At 67.4% G+C, this 24,982-nt stretch carries 11 protein-coding genes; 5 read left to right on the top strand and 6 right to left on the bottom strand.

Going from position 1 to position 24,982, the window contains the following annotated elements:
• The 5 genes from NA11_RS22590 to NA11_RS22570 form a co-directional block, all read right to left on the bottom strand.
• The coding region (locus tag NA11_RS22590) for a non-ribosomal peptide synthetase (RefSeq protein ID WP_069163957.1) at positions 1-14,761 on the bottom strand (14,761 nt) is incomplete at its 3' end.
• Between the two features lie 191 nt (positions 14,762-14,952).
• Positions 14,953-15,702, bottom strand: a complete 750-nt coding sequence (cobM, locus tag NA11_RS22585) for a precorrin-4 C(11)-methyltransferase (protein ID WP_069163956.1) — start codon at positions 15,700-15,702, stop codon at positions 14,953-14,955.
• A gap of 51 nt (positions 15,703-15,753) precedes the next feature.
• A complete protein-coding gene (locus NA11_RS22580; protein WP_069163955.1) occupies positions 15,754-16,179 on the bottom strand; it encodes a PPOX class F420-dependent oxidoreductase in 426 nt (141 codons plus the stop codon).
• 85 nt (positions 16,180-16,264) lie between these two features.
• Positions 16,265-16,882 (bottom strand): LuxR C-terminal-related transcriptional regulator, encoded by a 618-nt coding sequence (locus NA11_RS22575; RefSeq protein ID WP_069163954.1) that lies wholly within the window; start codon positions 16,880-16,882, stop codon positions 16,265-16,267.
• Positions 16,879-18,111, bottom strand: a complete 1,233-nt coding sequence (locus tag NA11_RS22570) for a sensor histidine kinase (protein ID WP_084654953.1) — start codon at positions 18,109-18,111, stop codon at positions 16,879-16,881. Before NA11_RS22570 ends, NA11_RS22575 begins: the two co-directional genes overlap by 4 nt.
• Positions 18,112-18,241: 130 nt before the next feature.
• Between NA11_RS22570 and NA11_RS22565 the strand changes: the two genes are divergently transcribed.
• The 3 genes from NA11_RS22565 (at position 18,242) to NA11_RS22550 (ending at position 21,757) form a co-directional block, all read left to right on the top strand.
• Complete coding sequence (locus NA11_RS22565; protein ID WP_069163953.1) at positions 18,242-19,300, top strand: ABC transporter permease; 1,059 nt, start codon at positions 18,242-18,244, stop codon at positions 19,298-19,300.
• An 18-nt stretch (positions 19,301-19,318) separates the two neighbouring features.
• Entirely contained in the window at positions 19,319-20,083 is a 765-nt protein-coding gene (locus tag NA11_RS22560) for an ABC transporter ATP-binding protein (RefSeq protein ID WP_084654951.1), read from the top strand.
• Between the two features lie 810 nt (positions 20,084-20,893).
• Positions 20,894-21,757 carry an RpnC/YadD family protein gene (locus NA11_RS22550; protein WP_069163950.1) on the top strand — a complete coding sequence of 288 codons (864 nt, stop codon included), beginning with the start codon at positions 20,894-20,896 and terminating at the stop codon, positions 21,755-21,757.
• Positions 21,758-21,791: 34 nt separating this feature from the next.
• Here NA11_RS22550 and NA11_RS22545 read toward each other — a convergent pair whose 3' ends face one another.
• The gene (locus NA11_RS22545; protein ID WP_141717771.1) at positions 21,792-22,712 is read right to left on the bottom strand and encodes a LysR family transcriptional regulator; all 921 of its coding nucleotides are present in this window, start codon (positions 22,710-22,712) and stop codon (positions 21,792-21,794) included.
• 140 nt (positions 22,713-22,852) lie between these two features.
• On the opposite strand from NA11_RS22545, the gene NA11_RS22540 reads away from it, so the two are divergent.
• Together NA11_RS22540 and NA11_RS22535 are read left to right on the top strand one after the other, a co-directional pair.
• Positions 22,853-24,238 carry an MFS transporter gene (locus NA11_RS22540; RefSeq protein WP_069163948.1) on the top strand — a complete coding sequence of 462 codons (1,386 nt, stop codon included), beginning with the start codon at positions 22,853-22,855 and terminating at the stop codon, positions 24,236-24,238.
• Positions 24,235-24,981, top strand: coding sequence for a 3-hydroxybutyrate dehydrogenase (locus tag NA11_RS22535; protein WP_069163947.1), 747 nt, complete (start codon positions 24,235-24,237; stop codon positions 24,979-24,981). Before NA11_RS22540 ends, NA11_RS22535 begins: the two co-directional genes overlap by 4 nt.
• The last annotated feature ends 1 nt before the right edge of the window (position 24,982 follow it).

The following is a 24,982-nucleotide window of genomic DNA, read 5'->3' as shown; positions in this document are numbered from 1 at the left end:
GCGCGGCCGAGGCCGGAGCCCGCTCGGCGGGTGCGGGCAGCGCGCGCCGGTCCAGCTTTCCGCTGACCGTCAACGGAATCCATTCGAGCCGCACCAGCGCCGAAGGCACCATGTGGCCGGGCAGCAGCTCCGCCGCGCCGTCGCGGATCTGGTCGAGCGCCAGGACGGTGTCCGGCTCGGCCACCACGTAAGCCACGATCCGCTGATCGCCTGGCTCGTCCTCGCGCACGATGACCGCCGCCTGCGCGATTCCCGGCTGAGCGAGGATCGCGGACTCGATCTCGCCGAGCTCGATCCGAAAGCCTCGGACCTTCACTTGGTCGTCGGCGCGGCCGAGGTATTCCAACTCGCCGAAGCGATTCCAGCGCGCCAGATCGCCGGAGCGGTACAGGCGCGCGCCCGCATCCCCGCCGCCGAGCGGATCGGCCACGAAGCGCGTCGCCGACAGGCCGGGACGACCGAGATAGCCGCGCGCCAACTGCGTTCCCGCCACATAGATTTCACCGGCGACACCAACCGGAACTGGCTGCAGCCGGTGATCGAGCACGTACACCCGCAGGCCGGTGACGGCCCTGCCGACCACGGAACCCGTGGTGGCCGCGATGGTCGCGCCGTCCAGCGCGCGGTACGACACGTGCACCGTGGTCTCGGTGATGCCGTACATGTTCACCAGCAACGGCGCATCGGCACCGCGGCGGGACACCCAATCGGCGAGCCTGCGCAGTTCGAGCGCCTCGCCGCCGAAGACCACGTAACGCAGCGCGAGCGGCGAAACGTCCGGCGCGGCATTGCGATCCGCTTCGGCCAGTTGATAGAACGCGGACGGGGTCTGGTTGAGCACCGTCACCTGTTCGGCACGCAGCAGTTCCAGGAACTGCTCCGGCGAACGCGAGGTGTAGTAGTCGACGACCACCAGGGTGCCGCCGAACAGCAGCGGACCCCACAGCTCCCACACCGAGAAGTCGAAGGCGTACGAGTGGAACAGCGTCCACACGTCGTCGGGACCGAAGCCGAAGTCGCGATCGGTATTCGCGAACAGCCGCACCACATTCCGATGGGTGACCGCGACACCCTTCGGGCGGCCGGACGAGCCCGATGTGTACATCAGGTACGCGACGTGATCGGGCGACAGCGCGGCGTTGCGGTCGGCGTCGGCGATCGGTGCGTCGTCGGCGTCTTCGATATTTCCGGTCTCCACCGCGAACCCGTCGAGCACCACGCTCGGCAGTGCTACCGGAACCCGTACCTGGACCGTCGAATCCAGGATCACACTCGTCGGCTGGGCGTCGGCGAGCACAGCGGTGATGCGATCGACCGGGTAGGTCGGGTCGACGGGCACATAGCCCGCACCGCTCTTCGTCACCGCGACCAGCGCGACCACCAGGTCGAGCGAACGCGGCAGGATCACCGCGACCAGTGTCTCGGGTCCGGCGCCGTCGGCGATCAGCCTGCGCGCCAGCACATTCGCGCGCCGGTCCAGCTCGGCGTAGGTCAGTGTCTCGACCCCGAAGCGGGCTGCCGTCCGGTGCGGGTGCTCGGCAACTGCCGCGTCGAACAGCGCATCCAGGGTGGTCATCGGATCGCCGAAACGTCCTGCAGAACTGTCCGTTCCGGAGGAAACCCACTGCTGCGTGACGGCGCTGCGCTCGGCCGCATCGAGCAGATCGATGTCACCGACCGCGATCCGCGGATCTGCGGCGACGGCGTGCAGCACCCGCACCAACCGATCAGCGAAGACGGCCACCGTCGCCGGGTCGAACAGCTCGGTCGCGTAGTTCCACGACATGTCGAGTCCACCGTCCGCGGCCGCGCCGACGGTCAGCTGCACATCGAACTGGGCTGTGCCCGTCTCGAATTCGCCGATCCCGGCAGCGACGCCGGGCAGCTCGGCCAGCTCGAGTTCGGTGGCCATGGCCGCATCGAAGGTCAGCGCGACCTGAAACAGCGGATGATGTGCCCGCGAACGCACCGGGCTGATCACATCCACCAGCTGCTCGAATGGCAACTCGGCGTTCGCGAAGGCCGCAAGATCGGTGCGGCGCACCTGCTCGAGCAGCTCGCCGAAGCGCACCGCCGGATCGACCTCGCTGCGCAACACGACGGTGTTGGAAACCATGTCGTCGAACCCGTGTTCGCGACGCCGGGACACCCGGGCGCCGATCGCGATATCGGTGCTGTTGGACAACCGACCCGCCCACACCGCGAGCGCGGCGTGCACGACCACGAACAGCGTGACACCGTGCTCGCGCGCGCGTCCGGCCAGCGCGGCACGCAGGTCCGCATCGATCGAGAAGTCGTGCGTGCCAGTGGCATTGCCGACAACCTCGGGCCGCGGCCGATCCGCGGGCAACTCGATCTGGTCCGGCAGATCACACAACTGCGCGGTCCAGTACTCGAGCTGCCCGGCGGCCACAGACTCCGCGTCGATCTCGGGCGCAGTGTCCTGTCCGACAGGAGCCGCCATCCTGGCGGCCACACCGACCACGGTCGGCGCCTCGAACAGCACCCGGACCGGAACCTGGGTGTTCAACGCCGCGCCGAGCCGGGCCGCAACCCGAACCGCGATCAGCGAATTGCCGCCGAGCGTAAAGAAGTCGTCGTCCAAGCCGATCTGCTCGACCCCGAGCGCCTCGGCAAAGGTATCGGCGACGATCTCCTGTGTCGGCGTGACCGGTGCCCGGAATACCTTGGCCTCGATCTCGCCGGGCTCGATGCGTTGCCCATCCAGCTGCCTCGGAAAGTCGTTGCGGCCCAGGTACTCCAGCTCGCCATCGGCCGCCCAGCCATCCCCGCTTCGGGAAGGGGGTATCCACCGGACCAGATCACCCGTGCGATACATGCGCGCACCGGCGCCGAACGGATTGGCTACGAACCGCTCCGTCGTCAGGTCGGGACGCCCGACATAGCCGTGCGCCAGCTGCGCGCCCGCGAGGTACAGCTCGCCCGCGACGCCAACCGGAACCGGGCGCAGCCGCGAATCCAGCACGTACACCTGAGTGTTGAACACCGGGGCACCGATCGGCACCGTGCCGGTGTCAGCGTCGGTCACCTCGTGATGGGTCGCATCGACTGCGGCTTCGGCGGGGCCGTAGAGATTGTGCAGGCGGGCGCCGGTCATGGCACGCAGCCGGTGTGCGGCGGCCGCGGGCAGCCCGGCACCGCCGGAAAACACGTTGCGCAGCGTGATCGCCTGTCCGATGGCGTCCTCGGCCACGCACCTGGCCAGCAGCGATGGCGCGAATTGCACTGTGGTGATGGACTCTTCCGCGATCACCCGAAGCAGGTACGCCGGATCACGGTGGCCGTGCGGCGTGGCGAGCACCAGTCGGGCGCCGACCTGCAACGGCAGGAAGAACTCCCACACCGACGCGTCGACGGTGGCAGGCGTCTGCTGCAGCAGCGCATCGTCGGCGGCCAGCCCGTACTCGGCATGCGTCCAGACCAGGCAGTTCACGATCGAGGCGTGCGAGACCGCAACACCTTTCGGCGGTCCGGTCGGGTCCGAAGTGACGATGACGTAGGCGGTGTTGGCAGGCCGCAGCGGCTTGTGCCGGTCCGCGTCGGTCAGCGGTTCGTCGGAGAAGCCGGACAGGTCGAGCTCATCGATGCGGACCTGTCGTGCGACCGTGCTGTCCAAGTCGGCGCCAGAGGTCAGCACGCAGACCGGGCGGGTGGTGTCGAGAATGTGTTCGATGCGCTCGGCCGGATCATCCGGATCCATCGGCACATAGGCGCCACCGGCCGCGTTGATCGCATACATGCCGACGACGAGGTCGAGCGAGCGCCGAATACCGAGCGCCACATAGGATTCCGGACCGACGCCAGCTTCCTTCAGCCAGCGCGCCAGTCGGTGCACCCGAGCGGCAAGCTCACCATAGGACAGCGTCACGTTGTCGTAGGTCACCGCCGCAGCGTCCGGCGTCCGCGCCGCCTGGGCCTCGAACAGCGAAACCAGTGTCGCGGCGGCATCACCCGACTGCGACGTCAACGCCGCGTCGATGGGGAATTCGGTGTCGTTCCACTGCTCGAGCACCAGCGTGCGCTCGGCGTCACCGAGCAGTTCGATGTCTCCCACCATGATTTCGGCGTCGGCGGCAACCTCGCGCAACACTCGAATCATCCGATCGGCCAACGTCGCGGCGAACGCGGCGTCGAACAGGTCTGTCGCGTAACGCAGTTCGACGTCCATCGCGTTGTCGGACCCCGCACTGAGCAACAGCTGCAGGTCGACCTTCGTCGTCTGCTGATCGATGTCGAGCTCGTGCACCGTCAGGCCCGGCAGCTCGATGGCGACGCTGCTCTGGTTCCGGAAGGCGAGCAGCACCTGGAACAGCGGATGCCTGGCCTGCGTACGGACCGGGTCGAGCGCCTCGACCAACCGCGCGAAAGGCAGGTCAGCATGCGCGAACGCCTGCAGGTCGTTGGTGCGCACCTGCGCCAACAGATCAGTGAAGGACTGGTCGACGTCGACCTGTGCGCGCAACACCAGCGTGTTGACGAACGTGCCGACCATGCCGTCGAGCGCCTGTTCGGCACGGCCCGCGACCGGGGTACCAACGGCGATGTCGCCTGCGCCGCTGAGCCGGGCGAGCAACGCGGCAAAGGCGCTGTGCACCACCATGAACAACGTGGCGTCCTGCACGTGCGCCAGCCGGTTCAGCTCATCGATCAACGCACCGGGCACCCGGAACCGATGTATCCCCGCCGCATACGACGCCACCGCAGGCCGCGGCCGGGCAGACAGCCGCAGTTCGTCGGGCAACCCGTCGAGCGCAGCGCGCCAGTAGCCGAGCTGGTGAGACATCAGCGAGTTCGGATCGTCCTGCGGACCAAGCGTTTCCCGCTGCCACAGCGCGAAGTCCACGTAGTGGACAGCAGGCGGTGCCCAGTCCGGTTCCGACGCCGAGCTGCGCGCCAGGTAGGCGGTCATCAGATCACCGACGAGTGGCCGCATCGAGAAGTCGTCCGCCGCAATGTGATGCACCACGAGGACGAGGACATAGTCCTGGTCGCCGAGCTGGTAGGTGCGCAGCCGGAGCGGCGGCTCAGCGGCCACATCGATACCGCGCTCGACGAATTCAGCCATGGCGCCGAGCACGCCGCCCTCGGCGACCTGGTCGACCGCCAGGTCCGGGATCGCCTTGATCGCGGGCAGCACCCGCTGATAGGCCACCCCGTCTCGCAACGGGTAAACGGTGCGCAAGGATTCGTGCCGCCCGACCACATCGGCGATCGCGCCGCGCAGCGCGTCCAGATCCAGTGCCCCCGTCAGCCGCAGGGCGACCGTGCTGGTGTCGGCGGCCGAGCCGGCATCGAAGTGGTTCAGGAACCACACCCGCTGCTGTTCCAGCGACAGCGGCGGATACTCGGGCCGGACCTGCGCCGTAAGCGCTTGGCGCGCACCGGTTGCCACCCATGACGGCAAGCGGGCCGCCAAGGCCGCCACGGTCGGCGCCTCGAACAGCGCACGTACCCTGATTTCGGCATCCAGTGCCACGCTAAGTCGCGCCACCAGCTGGGTGGCGACCAGCGGGTTGCCGCCGAGCTCGAAGAAGTCGTCGTCCACGCCGACGCGTTCGCACCCGAGCAGCTCGCCGAAGGCTTGCGCGATGATCTCCTCGATCGGCGTTGTCGGTGCCCGGAATCGCTTGGCCGCGTACACCGGAGGGGGCGCCGTCCTGCGCTCGCGCTTGCCGCGACCCAGGTATTCCAGCACGCCGTCCGCCGCCCAGCGCACCAGATCGCCGGTGCGATACATCCGCACGCCCGCCGCACCGAAGGGATTGGCGACGAAGCGATCCGCCGTGCGGCCCGTGCGGCCGAGATAGCCGATGGCGAGCTGATCGCCTGCGAAATAGAGCTCGCCTGCGACACCAGGTGCGACGGCGTGCAACCGCGCGTCGAGCACGTAGACCTGGGTGTTCCACACCGGCCTGCCGATCGGCGCCGAGCCGGTATTCGCTCCCGTCGCTTCGTGATACGTGACGGCGCCCACCTCGGTGGGTCCGTACAGGCAGTGCAGCCTTGCGTCGGTCAGCTCGCGCAGCGTTACCGCGGTCGTCGCGGGCAGCGCGGCGCCCGAGACGAATATCTGCCGCAGCCAGGACAAGAGATCGCGGTTCTCGTTTCCGAGCGTTGCGACAAATGCCGTCAGCATCGACGGCACGAAATGCGTCGTGGTGATGCCGTGTTCGGCGATGAGTTGCGCCAGATACCCCGGATCCCGGTGGCCGTCCGGCTTCGCAACGACCAGCCGCGCACCGGTCTGCAAGGGCCAGAAGAACTCCCACACCGACGCGGCGCGAGCCACCGGCGTCTGCCGCAGCACCGCGTCGCCGCCGCCGATCGGGTACTCCTGCTGCAACCAGCGCAGCTGGTTGACGATCGCGCGATGGCTGACCACAACGCCCTCGGGCCGACCGATCGACCCGGCGCTGAACAGGACGCAGGCGGTGTGGCCCGGCCGCAGCGGACGAGTGCGCTCGGCATCGGTGAGCGGCTCGCCACTCGAAGTGGCGATGCCAGGCACACCCTCGATGCCTTCGATCGCGATGACCGGGACCTCGCGCTGCAGGTCGATGCCGAAACCATCCGCGGAGCGGTACAGGATCATCCGCGGGCGCGCGGTGTCGATGATGTGATCGATCCGGTCGGCGGGCTGATCGGGGTCGAGCGGCACATAGGCCGCACCCGTCTGCAGCACCGCGTACATCGCGATGACCAGCTCATTCGAGCCCCGGATCGACAGTGCGACAAGCGATTCCGGTCCGACACCGGCGCCGATCAGCTGTCTGGCGATCCGGTTGGCCCGCACCTGCAGTTCACGGTAGGTGAGCCGCTCCTCGTCGAAGACCAGGGCCACCGCGTCCGGGGTGGCCGCCGCTTGCGCGTCGAACAGCGAAACCAGCGTTTCGGCGGGCACCTGCCGCGCGGTGTCGTTCCATTCGACGAGCACCTGCGTGCGCTCCTCGGGCGAGAGCAGATCGATGTCGCCGACCGGCACCGCCGGGTCGGCGGTGACCGCCGCGAGCACCCGATCCAGGCGACGGGCGAACGCCGCCACCGTCGCCTCATCGAAAAGATCCTCGGCGTAACAGAATTCAGCCGACATCCCGGCGGTCTCGCCGTGCTCGTCCTTGGTCTCGTGCAAGGTCAGCTGCAGATCGACCTTGGCCAGCCGCGTGTCGTAGTCGACGCCGCGCACGGAAAGCCCCGGCAGTTCGACGGTGGCCTGCCTGGTGTTCTGAAAGGTCAGCAGCACTTGGAACAGCGGGTGCCGCGCCTGCGCGCGGGCCGGGTGCAGCACTTCGACCAGCCGCTCGAACGGCACCTCGGCGTGCGCGAACGCGTGCAGGTCCGTCTCGCGGGCCTGCTCGAGCAGGTCGGCGAAGCTCGCCGCGCCGTCAACGTCGGTGCGCAGCACGAGCGTGTTGACGAACATGCCGATCAGCTCGTCCAGCGCCGCCTCACCACGGCCTGCCACCGGGGTGCCGATGGCGATATCGCCGGTGCCGCTCAGCCTGGCGAGCAACACGGCGAGCGCGCTGTGCATCACCATGAACAACGAGGCACTACCCCGATGACCGAGTTCGACCAGCGCGCGCCGCATTTCACCGGAGATGACGAACGGGTAGGTGCCGCCTCGATACGAGGCGACCGCGGGACGCGGCCGATCCGATGGAAGCACCAATTCCGCAGGCAGGCCTGCGAGTTCGCGAGCCCAGTACCGAATCTGCGTGGCGATCAGCGAACTCGGGTCGCCCTCGGCGCCGAGGATCTCGCGCTGCCACAGCACATAATCGGCGTACTGAACCGGCAGCGCGGGCCAGGCGGGCGCCTGCCAGGAGGTGCGGGCGACGTAGGCCTCCATGATGTCGCGCGCCAGCGGCCGCATCGACCAGTCGTCGGCCGAAATATGGTGCACCACGACCCCGAGCACGTACTCGCTCGCGCTGATCTCGAAAAGCTTTGCCCGCAACGGCACCTCGGTGGCCACGTCGAACGCCGCCGAGGCGAGCTCGACCAGGTGCTCGAACAGCAGGTGCTCGGCCACCGGGATCGGCGTCAGATCCGGCACGATCTGCGCCGCCTCCCGTACCACCTGCACCGGCCCGGTCTTGGTCTCCGGGAACACGGTGCGCAGCGACTCGTGCCTGTCGATCACGTCGATGACGGCGACCTGCAGCGCGGCGACGTCGAGGTCGCCGGAGAGCCGGATGACGAGCGGGATGTTGTTGACCGCCGACTCGGTGTCGAACCGGTTGCGGAACCACATGCGCTGCTGGGCAGGCGAAAGCGGCACCTGTTCGGGCCGTACCTTGGCGACAAGTGCCTTGCGTGCGCCGTCACCGACCTGCGCCGCCACCGTGGCCGCGAGCGCGGCGACGGAAGGGGCCTCGAACAGCATGCGCACCGGCACCCTGGTGTCGAGTGCGATGCCGAGGCGGGCGACAACCTGGGTCGCGATCAGTGAGTTCCCGCCGAGTTCGAAGAAGTCGTCGTCGACCCCGACCCTGGCGATGCCGAGCACGTCACCGAAGATCCCCGCGACGATCTCCTCGATCGACGTTGTCGGCGCACGGAATTCGGTGGCCTCGAACATCGGGGCAGGCAGCGCCTTGCGGTCGAGCTTGCCGGACAGGCTGCGCGGCAACGCTTCCAGCACCACGATGGCCGACGGCACCATGTACGCGGGCAGCCTGCGGCGCAGGCTGTCCGCGATGTTGTCGATGTCGACCGGACCGGCCGCGCTCACCACGTAGGCAACGAGCCGATCGCCGAGCACGGTGTCGAAGGTGCGCACGACCGCCTGGGTGACGGCCGGATGGTCGAGCAGTGCGGCCTCGATCTCGCCGAGCTCGATGCGCTGACCGTGGAACTTCACCTGGAAGTCGTTGCGGCCGAGGAATTCCAGCACACCTGCGGAGCCGAGCTCGGGATCGCGCGGCGCCACCCAGCGCACCAGGTCACCGGTGCGATACAGCCGAGCGCCCGGTGCGCCGAACGGGTCGGCGACGAAGCGTTCCGCGCTCAGGCCGGGGCGGCCGTGGTAGCCACGGGCGGTCTGCCCGCCGCCCAGGTACAGCTCGCCGGGCACGCCGACCGGCACCGGGTCGAGGCCCTCGTCCAGCACGTAGGCCTGCGTGTTCCACACCGGGCGCCCGATCGGCACCGAGACGGGTGCGACCTCGTCGAGGTGCCATGCGGTGGCATGCACGGTGCATTCGGTGGGGCCGTACAGGTTGTGCACCGCCGCGGTGGAGAACCGCCGGAACGCGGCGACCGTGGCAGGGGGCAGCGCCTCACCGCTGACGAGAACCACACGCAGCGAAGCGCATTCGGTGGTCGAGGCGGCGCCGGCGAACACCGGGAGCATCGAAGGCACGAACGAGGTCATGGTGACCTGATGGCGTTCGATGAGCTCCGACAGATACCTCGGGTCGTGCTGTCCTTCGGGTGCGGCAATGAGCAAGCGCGCACCTGCGGCCAAGGGGCCGAACAACTCCCACACCGACACGTCGAAGGTGACCGGGGTCTTCTGCAGGATCACATCGGCGGGACCGATCCGGTATTCCGCGGTGAGCCATGCGATCTGGTTGAGCATCGAACTGTGCTGCACCGCAACACCCTTGGGCGCGCCGGTGGAACCGGAGGTGTAGAGCACGTACGCGGTGTTGCTCGCGCGCAACGGAGCCCGCCGGTCGGCGTCGGTGACCCTGGCGTCACTGAACTCGCTCAGGTCGAGGTCGTCGACGGCGAGCACGGGACAGTCGGGCGAGCTGACATTGTCGGACAAGGTCGTCAACACGCAAACCGGTGCCGAGGTCGCCAGCACATACTCGGTGCGCGCAGCCGGGTGCTCGGGATCGATCGGCACGTAACCGCCACCCGCGGTCAGGGTGGCGTAGAGGGCGATCAGCATGTCCATCGAACGGCCGATGCCGACGGCGACGAGCGTTTCGGGGCCGACGCCCTCGGCGATCAATTTGCGCGCCAAGCGATTCACCCGCGCCGAGAATTCGGCATACGTGTAGGCCACGTCGCTGCGGACACCATCGTCGAACAGCACGGCGAGGTCGTCGGGCCGCGCCGGCACCTGCCCGGCGAACAGGTCGAGGATCGTCGCGGCAGGCAGGTCGTGCGCGGTCTGATTCCAGCCCGTGAGCACGGTCGCGCGTTCCTCGGCGTCGAGGAGCTCGATCTCGCGGACCGCGGCATCCGGTGTGGCGGCCACGGTGTCGAGCACGCGCAGATAGCGGCGACCGAAGGCGGCGACCGTTGCGGCGTCGAACAGGTCGGTGGCGTAGGACACGGTGACCGTCATGCCCGCCGCGGCGCCGTCGGCACCACGTTCTTCGGTGATCGTCCACTGCAGGTCGAAGCTGGCGATGTCGAGGTCGATCTCATTGGCGGAGACCGAGAGTCCTGGCAATTCGACTGTCGCGTGCGACAGCTCCTGGAACGACAGCAGCACCTGGAACAGCGGATGGCGGGCCTGCGAACGCGCCGGGTTGAGCACCTCGACCAGACGCTCGAACGGCACGTCGGCGAAGGCGAACGCGGCGAGGTCGGTTTCCCTGGTGCGGGTGAGGAACTCGGTGAACGACTCGGCGCCGTCGATCTCGGACCGCAACACCAGCGTGTTGACGAACATGCCGATAAGGTCGTCGAGTGCCGGTTCGCCGCGCCCGGCGACCGGGGTGCCGATGGCGATGTCGCTGGTGCCGGACAGCCGCGCGAGCAGCACCGCGAGCGAAGCGTGCATGACCATGAACAGACTGACGCTGTTGGCGCGGGCCAGCGCCGAAAGGCGCTGGTGCAGTTCGGCATCGATCGCTAACCCGACGCGGCCGCCGCGCAGGCTCTGCACCGGGGTGCGCGGGCGATCCGCCGGCAGATCGAGCCGATCGGGCAGCCCGGCCAATGCCCTGCGCCAGTAGGCGATTTCGCGCGCCGCCAGCGAGCCGGGATCGGACTCGGCGCCGAGCACCTCGCGCTGCCAGATGCTGAAGTCCTGATACTGCACCGGCAGCGGCGCCCAGTCGGGCGCCCGGCCCGCTACCCGCGACAGGTAGGCCGCAGCCATATCGCGCGCCAGCGGCCCGAACGAGAAGCCGTCGGCGGCGATGTGGTGGACCACGAACGCGACCACGTACTCGGCACCGTCGTCGTTGCCGCCGGTCACCGCGTAGATCCGCACCCGGATCGGCAGCTCACGCGAGACATCGAAGCCGGTGGCCGCGAATTCGTGGAGCGCGCCGGATAATCGGGCTTCCTCGATCGGCCGGATCTCGATGCCGAGATCGACCTGGTCGGCGGGCAGCACCTGCTGGTATGCGCCGTCTTCGGACTCGGGGAAGATCGTGCGCAGCGACTGCTGCCTGGTTACCACGTCGCTGAGCGCGGCCTCCAGCGCCACCACATCGACCTGGTCGCGCAGCCGCAGCACGAACGGCAGGTTGTAGGCAGGCACCGTCGGATCGAACTGGTTGAGGAACCAGATTCGCCGCTGCGCCAACGACAGCGGCACCCGCTCGGGCAGCTGCTTGGCCACCAGCGGCGGCCTGGCTCCATAGCTCGGGCCTGCGTTGTCGGCCTGCGCCGCCAGCCCGGCCACCGTCGGGGTCTCGAACAGCGCGCGCACGCCCACGGTGGTGCCGAAGGCCGCGCCGATGCGCGCGACCACCTGGGTGGCGACCAGCGAGTTGCCGCCGAGGTCGAAGAAGTTGTCGTCGACACCGATGCGGTCCTGGCTCAGCACGTCGGCGAAGATGCCGGCGACGACGTGCTCCGCCTGGGTGCGCGGGGCCAGGAAGCCGGTCGCATCCGCGCGGAACAACAACTGTGGCAAGGCCCTTCGGTCCAACTTGCCGCTGGTGTTGAGCGGGAACGAGTCCAGCACCACGGTCGAGGCAGGCACCATATAGCCGGGCAGCTTCGCGGCCGCGAAACGAGTGAGCGCCACCGGATCGACCGAATGGTCCGGTGCGGCAACGACATAGGCCACGACCTGCGGGCCGGTGGGGGTGTCTGCCACCAGCACAACAGCTTGACCGACCGCGGGATGCGCGAGCAGCGTGGTCTCGATCTCGCCGAGCTCGATGCGCTGGCCACGGAACTTCACCTGGAAGTCGGTGCGGCCGAGGTACTCCAGCGTGCCCGCGTCGTTCCAGCGCACCAGGTCACCGGTGCGGTACATGCGTTCGCCGGTGTCGGACAACGGGTTCGCGACGAACCGATCCGCGGTCAGGTCCGGGCGGCCGAGGTATCCGCGCGCCAGCTGACACCCGGCCAGATACAGCTCGCCCGGCGCACCGATCGCGGCCGGTCGCAGCCGCGAATCCAGCACGTAGACAGCGACATTCCAGGCCGGTATGCCGATCGGCACGGTCACCGTATCGGCGGCGGTCGCCTCCCAGTAGGTCACCGACACCGCCGCCTCGGTCGGGCCGTACAGATTATGCAGGCCTGCGGAGCTGATCGCGCGGAATCCTGCGGCGGTCTCCGGCGGCAACGCCTCACCGATCACGAGCACCGTACGCAACGTGACGCATTGCGCCGCAGTGGTATACGAGACGAACTCAGCCAGCAACGAGGGTACGAAGTCGGTCACCGTGACGCCGTGCCGTGCGATCATGTCCGCGACATGCCGCGGGTCCCGATGCCCCTCCGGCGCGGCAACGACCAGCTTCGCGCCGACCATCAGCGGCAGGAAATAGCCCCACAGCGACACATCGAACGTCGTCGCGGTCTTCTGCAAATACACATCGTCAGCGGTCAACCGGTACTCGTCGAGCATCCACAACAGCTGATTGACAATCGCGTGGTGGGTGACTGCGACGCCTTTAGGCCGCCCGGTCGAACCGGAGGTGTAGATGACGTAGGCCGTGTTCTCCGGGCGCAACAGCGCCAACCGATCCGCATCGGTCACCGGAGCTTCCGAGTACCCCGACACATCGAGTGTGTCGATCCGTATCTGCCGCACCGACTTCGGGAGCTCCAGCTCGTCACCAGCAGTCAGCACACAGACCGGGCTCGCGGACTCGAGAATGTAAGCAGTGCGCTCAGCCGGATGATCCGGATCCACCGGCACATACGCACCACCAGCCTTCAGCACCGCATGCATGCCGATCACCAACTCCAGCGACCGCCGCATACCAAGCGCAACAAGCGATTCCGGACCGACACCATCCGCGATCAAGAACCGCGCCAACCGGTTGACCCGCGCACCCAACTCCGCATAGGTAAGTTCCGCGCCCTCGAAATCGAGCGCAATGTTCTCCGGCGTCAACGACATCTGCGCATCGAGCAACGCAGCCAGGGTGGTGTCGGGCACCTCCTGCTCGGAGTCGTTCCACTCCACCGCCGAGCGCGCCCGCTCATCGGCACTTGTCAGGTCCAAGCTCCACACCGCAGTGTCGGCCGCAGCCGCCAAGAACCCCGCGAAGAACTCCAGAAAACGCGAATGATGCTGCCGCGCTTCCTCTTCGGAGTACAGGTTCGGGTTGGTCTCGAAGTCGATGCGCGGAGACACACCCGCCTCGGACTGATAGAAGTTGACGCCGAGATCCTCGATCCGTCCCATCGAGAGCACCCGCAGCGTGCCGACGGTCGCACCCAGCACGATCCTGGGATGGAACAGCACGATGTTGACCACCGGCGCCGCCTGCCATCCCCCAGGGGCGACCACGTCATTGCCTGCCGCATCACGGCGGATGTCCTCGTGCCGGTAACGCTGATGCCGCAGCGCCCCCGACACCCCAACCCGCACCTGCGCGAGCAGGTCAGCGATCGTGGTCGCGTGGTCGACCCGCACCCGCAGCGGCACGATATTCGATGTCGTACCACCGGAACGCCGCATCACGGCAGTGGTGCGCGCGGTCACCGGCAGGCTCATGACCACGTCCTGCGCGCCGGTCCACTGCGCCAGATACGCGGCGAACGCGGCAAGCAACACTCCGGCAGGCGATGAATCATGGCGCGCGACAGCGGCTTCCAACAACGCGCTCTGCTCGTCCGAAAGCAGCGCTCCGGTCACGCCGTTGCGCGCGGCGGGCGGAGCCGAACGCCCGGCCAGGCTCGTGCCCGTCGCAAAACCCGCGACCCGATCGGCCCAGTACGCCTTGTCCGACGCGAAGCGCGTGCTCGCCCGGTAGTCCATCTCCTGGTCGTAGAGCGTGCGCAGGTCAGTGGCCTTGGCAGGCGCGATCGTTTCGCCGTTCACCAAAGCCGTGTAGATCTCGGCGATCCGAGCCACACTCGTCACCGCGGCGAAGCCGTCGAGCGCAATGTGGTGTGCCCGCAGGTACCAGTACCAATGCTCGTCGGCGAGCTGCAGCCCGGCGATCCGCACCAGCTGGTCCGCGGTCAGCTCCAGCGGACGACCGCACTCCGCGCGCATCCACGCCATCGCCGCCGCGGCCGGATCGGCCTCCCCCCGCAGATCAACGTAGTCGACCCGGTAGTCGTCCGCGATGGTGTGATCGACGTATTGGTACGGCTGACCATCGCGCTCGACGATGCGCAGGAAGCCGGACTCGAGTTCCGACGAGGCAGCGACGAGGGCCTGGCCCAGCACGTCCAGATCGAGTACTCCGTGCAACTCGACGTACTCGGCAACGGTTATCGGCACCTGCGGATCGGCATGCTGCGCGTACCAAATGCCCAATTGCGCAGGGGAAAGCGGGAAGTAATCGGCCGAATCAGCGTGCGCCGGTACGCCACCAGCTTCGCCGTCCCCGCCGAAATCCAGCCGGTCCAACCGTAACCTCGCTTCCGGAACACCATGCAAGCGCTCCCCGACGACACCCCGACAGAACGCTCACCACGCACAGCGTGGCGCCCGCGTCGCGGGGTTTCAATTCTCTTGATCAATCAGTCAAAAAAGCTCAGCGGCACCCGTGTTGCATTCCTCACATCCTGCGCGACGCGCTGGGCGCCCGGCACGGCGGGTCACCGATGGCGCACCCTGGCCGGATCGTAGAGATGGGATTCCACGCACGACACCGAGCTCGACATGGCGCGGCCGACCAGGATGACCGCGGCCTGCCGCAGCCCGGCGGCCGCAACCTGATCGGCGATATCGGTGAGGGTGCCGCGCAGCACCAGCTGATCGGGCTGGCTGGCGCGGTAGACGACAGCGACGGGGCAGTCCGCGCCGTAGTCGGCGACGAGTTCGTCGGCCAGCTCGCGGATCCGGGTGATCGCCAGGTGCAGGACGAGTGTCGCTCGGGTGCGGGCGAACCCGGCAAGTGCCTCGGTGTCGGGCATCGCGGTCGAGCGCGCCTGGGTGCGGGTCAGCACGACCGACTGCACGACCTCGGGCACGGTGAGTTCGGCGCCGAGCAGCGCGGCAGCCGCGGCGTAGGCCGGGACGCCAGGGGTGACGTCCCACGCGATGGCGTGCGCGTCCAGCCTGCGGGTCTGTTCGGTGAGCGCCGAATACAACGACGGGTCACCCGAACACAATCTGGCCACGTCCTGGCCTGCGCGGCTGGCGCGCACCAGGTGTTCGGTGATCTGGTCGAGGTCGAGGTGCTGGGTGTCGATCAGCTCGGTCTCGGGCGCGCAGTGCGCGAGCACCGCTGGATCCAGATAGGTCCCCGCGTACAGGCACACCGGCGAGGAGCGGAGCAGGGTGACCGCACGCACGGTCAACAGGTCGGCCGCGCCCGGCCCAGCCCCGATGAAGTGCACGGTCATGCGGAAGAGTCTATGGCCCAACGGCCGCGGCGGCCGCGGCCCAGTTCCGCCTCAGGAGGTGGCGTCCATGTGGGCGATCACCTTGGTCGGACGCAGCCGGACGACCAACTCGCCGGGCACCCCGTTGCGCTTGCCGAATTCCTCGGCACGGTCCGCGCCCATGTAGCGGCCGCCGATCTCGGTGGCGGTGCGCAACAGCTCGTCGAGGTCCTCGGACAAGGTCACAGTGCCTTGCAACTGCACCGAGGAATAGGGGTGCGCTTCCAAGTCGACACACACCGAGACGCGGCCGTCGCGCGCGAACGCCCTGCCCTTGACGGTGTCCTTTCCGGTGTTGAACACCAGCTCGTCGCCTTCGAGCACGAACCAGACCGGCGTGACCATCGGCCTGCCGTCGGCGGCGACGAACGCCACCTTTCCCGTCCGCGTGCCGTGGGAGAGGAACTCGCGCACCTGAGGATCCGTGAGGGAAGCCATGGAGAAACCCTAAGCGCAGGGGTGGGGCTGGATGAGGCAGCGAGGGCCGCATGTCGCAGAACGCCGCGGACGTCGAGCGTGCGACTCAGATGGCGCCCTGTTCGCGGGCGCGGGCGACGGCCGAGGTGCGGGACCGGACACCGAGTTTCGCGTAGATGTGCACCAGATGGGATTTGACGGTGGTCTCGCTGAGGAACAGTTCCTTGGCGATCTCCCGGTTGGATCGGCCGTCGGCGACCAAGCGCAGCACCTCGATCTCCCGTTGGCTCAGGGTGGTGTCGGCCCGCCGGACTCTGGTCATCAGTTTGGAGGCGACGGCCGGCGACAGCACGCTCTCCCCCGCGGCCGCCGAGCGCACCGCGGCCAGCAATTCGGCCGGTGGGGTGTCCTTCAGGATGTAGCCGCAGGCGCCTGCTTCGATGGCGCCGAGGATGTCGGCGTCGGTGTCGTAGTTGGTCACCACCAAGACATTCGGTGGCTGCGGCAGGGCGCGCAGTTCGGCGGTGGCGTCCGCGCCGGAGCGGCCGGGGCCGAAGCTCAGATCCATCAACACGAGATCCACCGGCGTGGTGGTGCAGAACGCGACGGCCGCCTCAGCGGTGGGCACATCGGCGACGACCTCGATATCGTCGCCACCGTCGAGGAGGGCGCGCAGGCCTGCCCGCACGATAGCGTGGTCGTCGGCGAGCAGCAGGCGGATCATGCGTGCGCTCCCGGCGTCGTATCAGGAAGGGCGGGCGGCGAATCCGCGACTTCGGCTCCGGCCGGTGCCGCGACAGTGGGCTCCAGCGGGAACGCAACAGTGACCGCGGTGTGCCCCGGCTCCGACTCCACAACCATGGTGCCGCCCTGCTGCTCCACGCGCGAGCGCATCGCGGCGAGCCCGAAAGAGCCAGCGGGCGACCGGTCGAGCACGGCGGGGTCGATGCCGATGCCGTCGTCCACCACATCGAGCAGCACCTCGGCGTCGGAGTAGGTGAGGGTCAACCGCATTCGGCTCGCCGCCGCGTGCCGCACCACATTCGAGACCGCGCCCTGCGCGATGCGCACCAGCGCCGCCTCGACCGGCATCGCCAGCCGTTCCGGTGCACCCTCGACCACCAGCTTGGTGCTGAGCGCCGGCGCCGCGGCACGCGCGCAGATTCGTTCCAGCGCCTGGGCCAGCGATTGGCCCTCCAACGCGGCGGGCGCCAATTCGGCGATCAGCCTTCGGGTTTCGGCGAGGTTCTCCGCAGCGGTCTCCCTGGCCAGCCGGATCTGTTGCAGGGCAGGATGTTCCGGCGCCGACTGTTCGGCGGCGTGCAGCAACAGCTGGATGCTGCTCAGTCCCTGCGCGACGGTGTCGTGGATCTCCTGCGCCAAGCGTTCCCGCTCGGACAGCTTGCCAGCCGTGCGTTCCCGATCCGCGAGCGCCGCTCGGGTGCTCATCAATTCGTCGATCAACCGCTGCCTTTCCGCCGACTCACGGAACAACGCCTGATAGCCGAGGCCGATGCCGACCGCCACCCCGGCACCGAAGAGCGGACCGATCACCCCGGCGGCCGACCAGCCGCGATGGGCGCCGAAGCCGAGCACCGCGATCGCGGTCGCCGCCGCCACCGCGAGCAGGCTCCACGGGCGCGGCAGCAGATGCAGATAGAGGAAGAACAAGCCGAAGGCGAGGTACCCGGCGTCCGGCGCGACCACGACCAGACCCAGCCACACCACGGTGAGCGCCGTCAACCACATCGACGGCCCGCCGCGGCGACCGCTCAGCGCGGGTCCGGCGAAGTAGATCACCAGGAAGAGCACCGTCAACGCGACGACCGCGACCGGATGCGGCGCGCCGGGCAACAGGGCGCGCACCGCCGTCACCACGGCCAGCGCCGTCACCAGCACATGCAGCCCGACCCGCAGCGCGGTGAAGACGGAGGTGAGCGGTGACGAGTGCACCCTGTCAGCTTATGTGCGGCTACCTCGGAGGCATCCATCGAAAGATGTAAACCGCCGCCCACCTTTCGACCAGGCTCCTTTCCTTCCCGCGCGCGATGGCTCGCCGCCGTCCGCGCGGAACAGTGAAGGCATGTTCGTCGCACTCCGAGATCTGCGCGCCGCCCGCGGCCGCTTCCTGCTCATCACCCTGGTCGTCACGCTGGTTGCGCTGCTGGTGAGTTTCTTGAGCGGGCTCACGGCCGGTCTCGCGCATCAGAACATCTCGGCGGTGACCTCGTTCCCCGGTGACACCGTCGTCTTCGCCGACAGTGGCGCTGCGCCGTCCTTCGATGCCTCGTCGCTGACGCAGGAACAGGTCGCGGCCTGGCAGTCCGCCGCCGGACCGGACGGCACCGTCGACCCGATCGGCATCAGCCACGGCAAGGTCGATCCGAGCGGGCGGGCCGCCGTGCAGGTCGCGCTGTTCGGCACCACGGGAACAGCATTCGGCAATCGCTCGGCAACCCGGGACGGCACGGTGATGCTGAGCACCGGCGCCGCCAAGGATCTCGGCGCGGCCGCAGGCGACACCGTCACCATCGCCGGACACCCCTTCACCGTCGCGGGCGTGCACGGCGACGACTGGTACAGCCACACTCCGGTGGTCTGGCAGACCCTCGCCGACTGGCAGGCGACGACGCCCCGCGCCGGTGCGGCGACCGTCCTCGCGGTCTCCGGAGTGCCAGACCAGAGCGCACTCAACGCTACGGCGCACACCCAGACAACCAACATCGCCGGCGCACTCTCCGCGCTCAGCGCCTACAAGGCGGAGAACGGCTCGCTGACCTTGATGACCGTATTGCTCTTCGCCATCTCAGCTTTGGTGATCGGCGCCTTCTTCACGGTGTGGACCGTGCAGCGCATGCCCGACATCGCCACCTTGAAAGCACTCGGCGCCACCTCCGGCTCCCTGGTCCGCGACGCCCTCACCCAAGCAGCCGTCGTGCTCATAGCAGGCGTCGCCGTCGGCCTCGGAATCACCTCCACCGCAGCAGCTTTCCTCGGCGACGCCCTCCCCTTCGTCCTGAGCCCAGCCACCACCCTCCTCCCCGCCGCCGCCCTCATCGCACTCGGCCTACTCGGCGCCACCTTCGCCCTGCGCTTCCTGTTCACCACCGACCCACTGACCGCGCTCGGCGCGGGACGCTGAGCCACTGGAGTTTTCGAGATCATGAGCACCGCACTGACCGTCGACAACGTCACCCTCACCTACCCGGACGGCGCCGGCCGCCTCACCGCCCTGGACCAGGTGAGCCTGCACGTCCAAGGAGGCAACGTTGCCGCCATTACCGGCCCCTCCGGCTCCGGAAAGTCCAGTCTGCTCGCCGCAGTAGCTACCTTGATCCGCCCCGACTCGGGCCGTATCGATCTCCAAACCCCCACCGGCAGTATCAATCTCGCCACCGTCAGCCGCCGTGAAGCCGCAGCGCTACGCCGCTCCACCATAGGCATCGTCTTCCAGCAACCGAACTTGATTCCCGCCCTGACCGCCCTCGAACAACTCGAGGCCATGACCCACCTGGGCCAACACCTCCACACCACCCGCCACCAGCGCCGCGAAACCCGCACCAGGGCAATGGAACTCCTCGACGCTGTAGGCCTCGCCGACCAACACGCCAAACGTCCCGCGCAACTCTCCGGCGGCCAGCGTCAACGCATCAACATCGCCCGAGCCCTGATGAACAACCCCGCCCTACTCGTAATCGACGAACCAACAAGCGCCCTCGACACCGAACGCGGCTCCGCCATCATCGATCTCATCCTCACCATCGTCCACGACCACAACGCCGCCACCCTCCTGGTCACCCACGATCGCACCCACCTCCACCGCATGACCACCATCCACACCATGACGGACGGCCACCTGACCGAAACATCGGACCACACCGAAAACTGGGACGTTCCAAAGCAATTCGTTCCAAAAACCGCCTGACACCAGCCATTTCCCTGTCGGTGGCCACTGATAGCTTCCATGCATGCCCGGCCAAATGCATGAAGGACTCCTCAACATGATCTGGCAAGACTCGCGACAGACCACCGAGCTGCTATCGACCATGCTCGACGGGCATTACCCGTATACGACCACGCGTGTTCGGGATCCGACGGACCGGACCGACGACCCTCAAAGGTGGCTACCATCTCCAGGAAGGCGTTACATGCAGGCCGGAGCGTCTAAGTTCAGCTCCCCCTTCGCGCGCGTCTTCTACTGGTGCGGACAGGTAGACGCACTGTTGGCAGTCATGGAAGCGAGAGGCCTGCTCAGCGCACCCGAAAGTAGGACCCTCGCCGAGGAATGCACTGACGCCTGCCGACTCGATACGGACTACCTCGAAACGCTTCTCCGCCGCGCGGTCAAGGTCGGCACAGTAGAAGAGGTCTTCGCAGGCCACCTACCCGATCAAGATTCACCCGCAGAGGACGAGTAGCCCTACAGGACGGTGGCGGATTGTGACACTCAGCGCATCCGAGGCGGGACCCGACTCCCGCCGACAACGCCTCGTAAATACCCTTCCATACATCAAAACTTACACTCTGGACGTTACTAATGCCGCATGCGATGTTATTTTCGATGCACGAAGGGCGACGAACGACTGTTCGGGCTCGATGATGCGGCCGAGTCCCGGTATCGCCGGTAAGGAATGTGGCCACCTTACCGAAAACTGGAACGTTCCAATACAATTCGTTCCAGCACCGCGCGAGAACCGGCACATTTTTTGTCGGTGGACATTGATAGCCTCCACGCATGCCCCCCAGCCACCTGCACGAGCGACTAGTTGACCTGTTCCGGCAACGTCCGCAACTGGCCGCCGAACTGCTAACGACCGTGCTGGACACCCAGCTACCCGAATACGACCACGCCCGTTTGGAATCCGGCGACTTTCCCGACATCAATCCCACCGAGTACCGCGCCGACATCGTCCTGGTATTTGCAGAGGGAACCACCCCGGCCCTAGGGGTGGTAATAGAAATTCAACTGCAGCCGGACAAAGACAAGACTTGGAGCTGGCCGGTTTACCTGACGACGCTCCGTGCTCGACTGAAGTGCCCGACTATCCTGCTCGTGCTCTGCCCGGACCAACGCACTGCTTCACATTGCCGCAAACCCATTACCGTCGCCCCCGAGTTCACGCTCAAGCCCTTGGTGCTGAGCCCGGCCGACATCCCAGTAGTCACCGACGCGGTGACCGCGACAGCCAACCCCGAGCTGACGGTCCTCTCGGCTATCGCACACGGCAGACATCCGGACCGCGAAGCCATCCTGACCGTCCTCGCCACCTGCGTACTCCCGGGGCCCGAGGGTACGAGGTACATTGACCTGGTATCGGGCCTCTTGCCCGAGGCCGCCCGACACTTCCTGGAGAGCGTCATGACCGCTGGCTACGAGTACCAAAATGAGCTCATCCGGACCTACTACTTCGAAGGCAGAGTTGAAGGTGAGGCCAGCGGCGAAGCCAAGGCGCTGCTGAAGGTCCTCCGCAAACGCGGATTCGAAATCCCGGACGCACTCGTTACCCGAGTCGAGGGAAACACCGACATCGCGCAGCTCGATGCATGGCTCGATCGTGCCGTTACCGCCGAATCTCTCGACGAAGTCTTCACCGACTGAATCGGTATTTCTTACCGAGGACGAGCCGAGGGCGCTATTTGCCCATCAGGGCGTTTCGTTCGTCATGGACCTTGGCGCGAAGGGCGTCTACGAAGGCGGACACCTCTGGGCGGCGGAGGGTTTCGGGGCGGGTGACCAGCCAGTAGGCGAGGTTGACCGAGACGATATCGGTCAGGATGCGGTGTAGGTCGGGGTGGCGGTCGGCCATGAAGCAGGGGAGCAGGCCGAGGCCTGCGGCGGCGCGGGTGGCTTCGACGTGCACGAAAACGTTGGTGGAGGTGACGGATTCGCGCATGGCGGGGGCGAAGCTGGAGGCCAGGTCGAGGTCGTCTACCTGGAGCATGGAATCTATGAAATAGACGAGGGGGTAGTCGGCGAGGTCATCGATGGTTGCCGGGGTGCCGTGTTCGCGGAGATAGTCGCGGGAACCGTAGAGGCCGAGGCAGTAGTCGGCGAGGCGAATCGCTTTAGCGCGGTGGACTTGTGGTTCGCCGACCACCACTTCCAGGTCCAGGCCGGAGCGCTGGATGGAGGCACGCCGGGTGGTGGCAACGATCTCGACGGTGATCCCGGGGTGCTGCCGCCGGACCTCAGCGGCAGCAGGAGCGGCGAGGTATGCGCTGAATCCGTCGGTGGCCGAGATCCGGACGACACCCTCGAGCACCCGGTTTCCGCTTGCGTCGGCGGCGAGGGATTGCACCGCCGATTCGACGGCCTCGGCCGCCACCAATGCTTCCCGACCGAGGTCGGTCAGTTCCCAGCCGCCTGCGACGCGGGTCAGGACGCGTCCGCCGAGGGTTTGTTCGAGCGCGGTGATGCGGCGGGAGATGGTGGTGTGGTTGAGGCCGAGTTCGTCGGCTGCGGTGACGAAGCGGCCGGAGCGGCCGACGGCGAGCAGAACGAGGAGATCGTCGGCGCTCGGTCGTCGGGAAGATCCCGAGGCCAGCACGCTCATATGTGCATTCTCGCAGATGTGTCGTGCGGATCTGGGCATTGCGGACCGCGTTATGTGCACGAATACTCGGTGCAGCCGAAGATTTGTGGGGCCGGTCACACACGATCGTGATTGTGAGCCCGGGCACGAAGGAGAGTTCGATGAGCGTGCGCAGCGCACTGTGGCCGACGGATGAGCCAGGAAAGGCGCCGACCGGGCTGAAACGGGTGGTTGCCGCGTCGATGGCGGGCACGGTCGTCGAGTGGTACGAGTTCTTCCTGTACGGCACGGCGGCGACGCTGGTGTTCAGCAAGGTGTTCTTCGCGAAGGGCACCAGCGATCTGGACGCGATCCTCGCCGCGTTCGTCACCTACGCGGTCGGGTTCGCCGCACGCCCGCTCGGCGGCATCGTCTTCGGACACTACGGCGACAAGTACGGGCGCAAGAAGCTGCTGCAGTTCAGCCTGATCCTGGTCGGCAGCGCGACGTTCCTGATGGGATGTCTGCCGACCTTCGGCCAGATCGGATACTGGGCACCAGCCATGCTGGTCGTCCTGCGCTTCATTCAGGGCTTCGCGGTCGGCGGCGAGTGGGGCGGCGCGGTACTCCTTGTGGCCGAACACAGTCCGAGCCGCAGCCGCGGCTTCTGGGCGAGCTGGCCGCAGGCGGGCGTGCCGATGGGCAATCTGCTGGCCACCCTGGTGCTGCTGGCGCTGACCACGTGGTTGTCCGAAGCCGCCTTCCTCAGTTGGGGCTGGCGCGTGGCGTTCTGGCTGTCCGCGGTGGTCGTACTCGTCGGCTACTACATCCGCACGAAGGTCACCGACGCACCCATTTTCATTGCGGCACAACAGGAAGTGGAACAGATCAAGGCGACGTCGCTGAGCGTCGTCGAGGTGGTCAAGCGCTACCCGCGCGGCGTACTCACCGCGATGGGCCTGCGTTTCGGCGAGAACATCCTGTATTACCTGGTGGTCACCTTCACCATCACCTACCTCAAGGTGCAGGTGCACGTCGACACGAAGGTCATCCTGTGGTGGCTGCTCGCGGCACACGCTGTGCACTTCGTGATGGTCCCGGTGGCGGGCAAGCTGTCCGACCGTTTCGGCAGGAAGCCGGTCTACCTGGTCGGCGCGCTCACCGCGGGCACCTGGGGCTTCTTCGCCTTCCCGATGATGGACAGCGGCCACAACGCGGTCATCCTGTTCGCCATCATCATCGGCCTGGTGTTCCATGCGCTGATGTACGCGGGCCAGCCCGCGATCATGGCGGAGATGTTCCCCACCCGGATGCGGTATTCCGGTGTGTCCCTCGGCTATCAGGTCACCTCGATCGTGGCGGGCTCGCTGGCGCCGATCATTGCGGTCCGCCTGCTGAACACCTACAAATCCGCGGTGCCGATCGCGATCTATCTCGCCATTGCCGCGTCCGTCACCGTGGTCGCCGTGATCGTCGCCCGCGAAACGAAAGGCTTGGATTTGGCAAGCATCGACCTCGCCGATGCCGAGTACCTGGCGACCAAGCCCGCTCCGGTGGCCGCCAAATGACCGACCTCGCAGGACGTTCCGCTTTGGTCACCGGGGCAGCCAGCGGGATCGGCGCGGCCTGCGCGCGGGAACTGTCCGCGCGCGGGGCGGCGGTCACCCTGGCCGACATCGACGAGGTCGGCGCCAAAGCGCTGGCCCGCGAGCTCGGCGGCACGTCATGGGCGGTGGACCTGCTCGAGGTCGAGGCCTTGGAAAGCCTCGACCTCGAGGTGGACATCCTGGTGAACAACGCCGGGGTACAACGCATCAGCCCGATCGAGGATTTCACACCGCACGATTTCCGCACCCTGCTGACGCTGATGGTCGAGGCGCCGTTCCTGCTGATCCGCGCGGCCCTGCCGCACATGTATCGGCAGGGCTTCGGCCGGATCATCAATATCTCGTCGGTGCACGGGCTCCGGGCTTCGGAGTTCAAGTCCGCCTACGTGACGGCCAAGCACGGGCTGGAGGGCCTGTCCAAGGTCACCGCGCTGGAAGGCGGCAGGCACGGCGTCACCAGCAACTGCGTGAACCCCGGCTATGTCCGAACACCGTTGGTGGACAAGCAGATCGCCGATCAAGCTGCGGCACACGGCATCCCGGAGCAGGAGGTGCTGGAGAAGATCCTGCTCACCGAGAGTGCGATCAAACGGCTGGTCGAGCCGGACGAGGTGGCCGCGCTGGTCGGCTGGCTGGCGTCGGCGCAAGCGGGCATGGTGACCGGCGCGTCCTACACCATGGACGGCGGCTGGAGCGCTCGATGAG

The organism is Nocardia altamirensis NBRC 108246, assembly GCF_001612685.1.
GTDB lineage: Bacteria > Actinomycetota > Actinomycetes > Mycobacteriales > Mycobacteriaceae > Nocardia > Nocardia altamirensis.
Note: the sequence above shows the minus strand (reverse complement) of the source record. Positions and strands in the feature narration are given on the sequence as shown.

Bases quoted from the DNA above. Each gene is read 5' to 3' on its own strand.
- NA11_RS22545 (WP_141717771.1), bottom strand. From the start codon at position 22,712: ATGAGCGTGCTGGCCTCGGGATCTTCCCGACGACCGAGCGCCGACGAT.
- NA11_RS22540 (WP_069163948.1), top strand. From the start codon at position 22,853: ATGAGCGTGCGCAGCGCACTGTGGCCGACGGATGAGCCAGGAAAGGCG.
- NA11_RS22575 (WP_069163954.1), bottom strand. From the start codon at position 16,882: ATGATCCGCCTGCTGCTCGCCGACGACCACGCTATCGTGCGGGCAGGC.
- NA11_RS22565 (WP_069163953.1), top strand. From the start codon at position 18,242: ATGTTCGTCGCACTCCGAGATCTGCGCGCCGCCCGCGGCCGCTTCCTG.
- NA11_RS22550 (WP_069163950.1), top strand. From the start codon at position 20,894: ATGCCCCCCAGCCACCTGCACGAGCGACTAGTTGACCTGTTCCGGCAA.
- cobM (WP_069163956.1), bottom strand. From the start codon at position 15,702: ATGACCGTGCACTTCATCGGGGCTGGGCCGGGCGCGGCCGACCTGTTG.
- NA11_RS22535 (WP_069163947.1), top strand. From the start codon at position 24,235: ATGACCGACCTCGCAGGACGTTCCGCTTTGGTCACCGGGGCAGCCAGC.
- NA11_RS22580 (WP_069163955.1), bottom strand. From the start codon at position 16,179: ATGGCTTCCCTCACGGATCCTCAGGTGCGCGAGTTCCTCTCCCACGGC.